This window comes from Sphingorhabdus sp. (assembly GCF_044374345.1).
Classification (GTDB): Bacteria; Pseudomonadota; Alphaproteobacteria; order Sphingomonadales; family Sphingomonadaceae; genus Sphingorhabdus_B.
Window position 1 is genome coordinate 1 of the sequence record NZ_JBILOS010000127.1, and the last position, 4,767, is coordinate 4,767.

General features: G+C 57.3%; 5 protein-coding genes. 2 read left to right on the plus strand and 3 right to left on the minus strand.

All coding sequences use genetic code 11. The features are described from left to right. Window positions 1-74: 74 nt before the first annotated feature. Window positions 75-1,481, plus strand: coding sequence for an NAD(P)H-dependent flavin oxidoreductase (locus ACIQ5B_RS10255; RefSeq protein ID WP_397598934.1), 1,407 nt, complete (start codon window positions 75-77; stop codon window positions 1,479-1,481). Between the two features lie 87 nt (window positions 1,482-1,568). Here ACIQ5B_RS10255 and ACIQ5B_RS10260 read toward each other — a convergent pair whose 3' ends face one another. Together ACIQ5B_RS10260 and ACIQ5B_RS10265 are read right to left on the minus strand one after the other, a co-directional pair. After that, window positions 1,569-2,879 carry an ammonium transporter gene (locus tag ACIQ5B_RS10260; RefSeq protein ID WP_397598930.1) on the minus strand — a complete coding sequence of 437 codons (1,311 nt, stop codon included), beginning with the start codon at window positions 2,877-2,879 and terminating at the stop codon, window positions 1,569-1,571. A gap of 100 nt (window positions 2,880-2,979) precedes the next feature. Next, entirely contained in the window at window positions 2,980-3,978 is a 999-nt protein-coding gene (locus tag ACIQ5B_RS10265; RefSeq protein ID WP_397598931.1) for a 2-hydroxyacid dehydrogenase, read from the minus strand. Between the two features lie 96 nt (window positions 3,979-4,074). Here ACIQ5B_RS10265 and ACIQ5B_RS10270 point away from each other — a divergent pair, with 96 nt between their 5' ends. Further along, window positions 4,075-4,560 carry an SH3 domain-containing protein gene (locus tag ACIQ5B_RS10270; RefSeq protein WP_397598932.1) on the plus strand — a complete coding sequence of 162 codons (486 nt, stop codon included), beginning with the start codon at window positions 4,075-4,077 and terminating at the stop codon, window positions 4,558-4,560. A 17-nt stretch (window positions 4,561-4,577) separates the two neighbouring features. Here ACIQ5B_RS10270 and atpC read toward each other — a convergent pair. Next, window positions 4,578-4,767: F0F1 ATP synthase subunit epsilon (gene atpC / locus ACIQ5B_RS10275; RefSeq protein ID WP_397598933.1), on the minus strand; the 190-nt coding region annotated here is incomplete at its 5' end.

The following is a 4,767-nucleotide window of genomic DNA, read 5'->3' on the forward strand; positions in this document are numbered from 1 at the left end:
CGACAAAGCTAGATAATTGCGATAGCGCGCGAGCACGCTGAACGGCGCTTTTGATATAAATATTGGGGGTTGTGATTGTGTTCAAGGGTCTGAAACCCATTATCTATGGTGGCCGCGAAGTTTGGCCTTTGGTCGAGGGCGGCAAGGGCGTTGCTGCTACCAATCACGCAAGTTCTGGCGCATGGGCTGCTGCTGGCGGCATTGGCACTGTTTCGGCGGTGAATGCCGACAGCTATGATGAAAATGGCGAGATGATCCCGCAGGTTTTTCACGGGAAAACACGTGCGGAACGTCATGAGGAGCTGGTGGAGTACGGCATCCGTGGCGGCATCGCGCAGGTTCGCCTGGCACATGAAATGGCCAATGGCAAAGGCGCCATCAATATCAACGTGCTTTGGGAAATGGGCGGATCGCAGCGCATTTTGCACGGCATATTGGAAGCGACCAAGGGAATGGTCACCGGCGTCACATGCGGCGCGGGCATGCCTTACAAGCTTTCCGAAATTGCGGCGCAATATGGCGTATATTATCTGCCTATCGTCAGCTCCGCGCGTGCATTCCGTGCATTGTGGAAACGCGCCTATCACAAGGTGCCCGAATGGTTGGGTGCGGTGGTGTACGAGGATCCATGGTTGGCCGGTGGCCATAACGGCCTTTCCAACGCGGAAGATCCACGTAGCCCCGAAGATCCCTATCCACGCGTAAAGGCGCTGCGCGATGTTATGCGTGCCGAAGGCATTTCGGACGACGTGCCGATCGTCATGGCGGGCGGCGTATGGTTTTTGCGCGACTGGAACAACTGGATTGATAATCCAGAGCTTGGGCAAATCGCATTTCAGCTGGGTACGCGGCCATTGCTCACGCAGGAAAGCCCCATTCCACAGGGTTGGAAAGACGCGCTGACGAAAATTCCTGAAGACGGCGTGCTGTTGCATCAGTTTTCGCCAACAGGTTTCTATTCAAGCGCGGTGATCAATCCGTTCCTGCTTGAGTTGCAGGCCCGTTCAGAACGCCAGATTGCCTATGTGCAGGCCGCCGATGCGGAACACACCGCGCAGCTGGATGTCGGCGTGAAGGGCAAGAATTTCTGGGTGAAGCCTGCGGACCTGATGAAGGCCCGCGAATGGGATGCACGCGGGTTTACGGTCGCCTTGAAGACGCCGGACAACACTTTGGTCTTTGTGACGCCGCCGTCGGGCGAAGTCATTCGCAAGGACCAAAAGGACTGCATGGGCTGTCTGTCGCATTGCGGTTTTTCGTCGTGGAAAGACCATGACAATAATTCGACAGGTCGCCTCGCTGATCCGCGCAGCTTCTGCATTCAAAAGGCATTGCAGAACATCGCGCACGGTGCGCCCATCGACGAAAACCTGATGTTCGCTGGGCACAGCGCCTATCTGTTCGGCAAGGATCCGTTCTATTCGAACGGTTTCGTCCCGACTGTGCAGCAATTGATCGACCGCATCCTGACGGGCGATTGACGCCGGGTTCATTTACAAGAAATTGCCCTTGGTCGCGAAGCAACGCGATCAAGGGCTATGTAGCATTACGTTGCCGTCAGGGGCGGCTTAATCCAAATCCCAAGCGCGTTCGCCATGGCTTGAAATATCAAGCCCGTCACGCTCCTGATCTTCGCTGACACGCATCGGTACGACCATCGACACCAGATAGCCGATGATCAGCGTGACCACGGCGGAATAGGCGCCGACGATGGCAACGGCTTTCACCTGAACCCACAATTGCGATGCCATGCCCGCACCTTCGGCATAGCCAGCGCCGCCAAACGTTTCGCTGGCAAAGACCGCCAGCAGGACGGAACCAAGTATCCCGCCGATACCGTGCACCGCAAAAACGTCGAGTGAGTCATCGATTTTCAGCGTGCCTTTGACAAGGCCGACAAACCAGAAGCAGACGACGCCTGCCAATATGCCGAGAATGATCGCGCCACCGGGGCCGATCACCCCTGCTGCCGGTGTGATCGTCGCGAGTCCAGCGACTGCACCCGTTGCAAAGCCGACTGCGGTCGCCTTGCCGACCTTGATACGTTCAATCATCAGCCAGACAATTGCAGCCACCGAAGCCCCGACATGGGTGTTGATAATCGCGCTGGCGGCAGCGTCATTTGCCGCCAAAGCCGATCCGCCGTTGAAGCCAAACCAGCCCACCCAGAGCAGTCCGGCACCGGCTACTGTGAGCGCGGGGCTATGCGGGAGCATAAGCGTTTTGGGAAAGCCAATGCGCTTGCCAAGCATGAGCGCGACAACAAGCGCTGAAATACCCGCCGTGGTGTGCACAACAATGCCACCGGCGAAATCAATGACGCCCTGGTCGGCCAGAAAACCGCTGCCCCAAACCCAACGGGTCACGGGGACATAGATGAGCAGCGACCATAAGGCGCTGAAAGCCACGACCCAGCCAAAGCGGGCGCGTTCGACCCATGCGCCGACGATGAGCGCAGGGGTGATGATGGCAAATGTCATCTGGAAAAGCGCAAAGGCAAGCGCGCCTGTCGTCTGCCCCTCACGGACAGAATCGAGCAAGCCATTGAACATGACATTTTCAAGCGAGCCAATGAAGCCGTTGCCGCCCACGGAAAAGGCCAGGCTATAGCCAATGACAATCCAGATTACCGAGGCAATAGCGGCAATCGCGCCGCATTGAACGAGGACCGATAAGAAGTTTTTGGCGCGAACCAATCCGCCATAAAAAAGCGCAAGGCCAGGAAGCGTCATCATCAGCACGAGAGCCGATGCGGTCAAAATCCACGCGCTATCACCGCTATTGGTTTCAGGGATGGCGACCATGCCCGCCTGTGCCATCGCTGGCGCTGACATGGCTGCGCTTAAAACCAGCGCTGCCTGCACAAATTTCTGGATCATGATTTCCCCGCCCGCTTATTTGCCACGTCTCTAGGCGCGGCGTAACAAAGCCTCAAGGCATAAAATTACGGCTAACTGACCGCAATCGAAAGAAAATTGCTTATTGCCAGCCCTCAAGCACCTGATCTGGCGGTCGGTGGCCGTCGGCCCATACGCGGATATTTGTAATAACACGCTCGCCCGATGCTTCGCGTCCCTCATATGTGGCACTGCCCAAATGCGGAAGGAGCACCGCGTTGGCTATGCTGAGGAACCGTGAGTCAACGGCGGGCTCATGCGTGTACACATCAAGCCCTGCCCCCGCGATACGCCCGCTTTGCAATGCCTCAATCAAGGCGTCTTCATCGATCAATTCACCGCGTGAGCTGTTGATGACATAGGCATTGGGTTTCATGTGCGCGATGCGATCGGCATTGATGATTTTATCTGTGTCTGCCGTCAGCGGACAGTGCAGCGTGATGATGTCCGAACGGGCCACCAGCCGATCGATGTCGGGTTCGAACGTGACGCCCAGTTCATCTTCAACGCTGGCGGGCAAACGGCTGCGTTTGTTGTAAATGATATTCATGCCAAATGCCTTGGCGCGCATGGCGACGGCCTCTCCAATACGGCCAAGACCGATAATGCCGAGCGTCTTACCACCAATGCGGTGACCCAGCATGCCGGTGGGGCTCCAGCCGCTCCATTCGCCATTGCGCATGGCACGATGTCCTTCGCCAAGCCGGCGGGGCACGTTCAAAATGAGCGCCATGGTCAGGTCAGCGGTATCATCCGTAAACACGCCGGGCGTGTTTGTGACCATGATGCCCTTGGCCTTTGCTGCGGCCAGATCGATATGATTGACCCCGGCGCCATAGCTGGCAATCAGTTTCAGGCGCGGCGGGGCAGCGGCGATGATGCTGGCATCGATGGTGTCCGTGACAGTCGGCACGAGCACGTCGCAGTCCGCCATGGCAGCAACAAGCGCATCACGGGTGAGGGGCGCATCATCAGTATTGAAACGCGCATCGAACAGTTCCGCCATGCGCTTTTCAACAGCAGGAAGAAGCGTGCGGGTGACGCAGACAGATGGACGTTCAATGCGGCTAAGTTCGGGCATGGCAGTGACTAAAGCCGAATATGTCGCAAGGTCAAGACAGGATGGTTGCGCAGCGCGCTGCGCTTACGGTATAGAATGAAGCTGGTGGTAAAAATTATGGTTAATCAATACAATTCGATAGTGCGTTGCGGTGCATTGGCACTCGTGCTTTTTGGTGCTGCGTCTGCCACCGGACAGGCCCAACAAAAGCCGCCTTATTGGGCCTCAATTTCGAAGCCAGAGGCGCGCATGCGCACGGGTCCAAGTACTGAATTTCCCGTTACATGGGTGTATAAACGCGAAAACCTGCCCGTGAAGGTGGTGGCGGTGCACAGCGTATGGCGCAAGGTGCAAGACCCCGATGGCGAGCAGGGATGGCTTCATGTCCGCTTGCTGAGCCCGAAGCGGGCTGCGATCGTCATCGGTAAGGAAATTGGCGCATTGCGTGACGCGCCTGCAGCCAACGCGCATATATCATGGCGCGTGGAGCCCGGTGTGGTCGGGCTTATCGAAGAATGTGAAAAGGGCTATTGCCGCTTCGAAACCGAAGGGCGCTATGGTTATATTGAAACGGCACGCATCTGGGGCGACGAAGCGCCCTGAGACGTAACGCGTGAGGCTTAAGCCTCGACGCGCTCCGCCAGAACGGTCAGGCCGTTCTCATTCACTTCTGCAAAGCCACCAGCGATGATCAGGCGCTCGGGCGTCGCACCCTGCGTCGCGTAAATCTCAAGCGCGGCATCGTTACGCAGCGTGCTCATCATTGGGCTGTGGCCCTCAAGCACACCAAAATCGCCCTCACTACCCGGA

What these genes read in the sequence shown, in the direction of transcription:
- ACIQ5B_RS10265 (WP_397598931.1), bottom strand. Translation starts at nt 3,978, where the DNA reads ATGCCCGAACTTAGCCGCATTGAACGTCCATCTGTCTGCGTCACCCGC.
- ACIQ5B_RS10270 (WP_397598932.1), top strand. Translation starts at nt 4,075, where the DNA reads ATGGTTAATCAATACAATTCGATAGTGCGTTGCGGTGCATTGGCACTC.
- ACIQ5B_RS10260 (WP_397598930.1), bottom strand. Translation starts at nt 2,879, where the DNA reads ATGATCCAGAAATTTGTGCAGGCAGCGCTGGTTTTAAGCGCAGCCATG.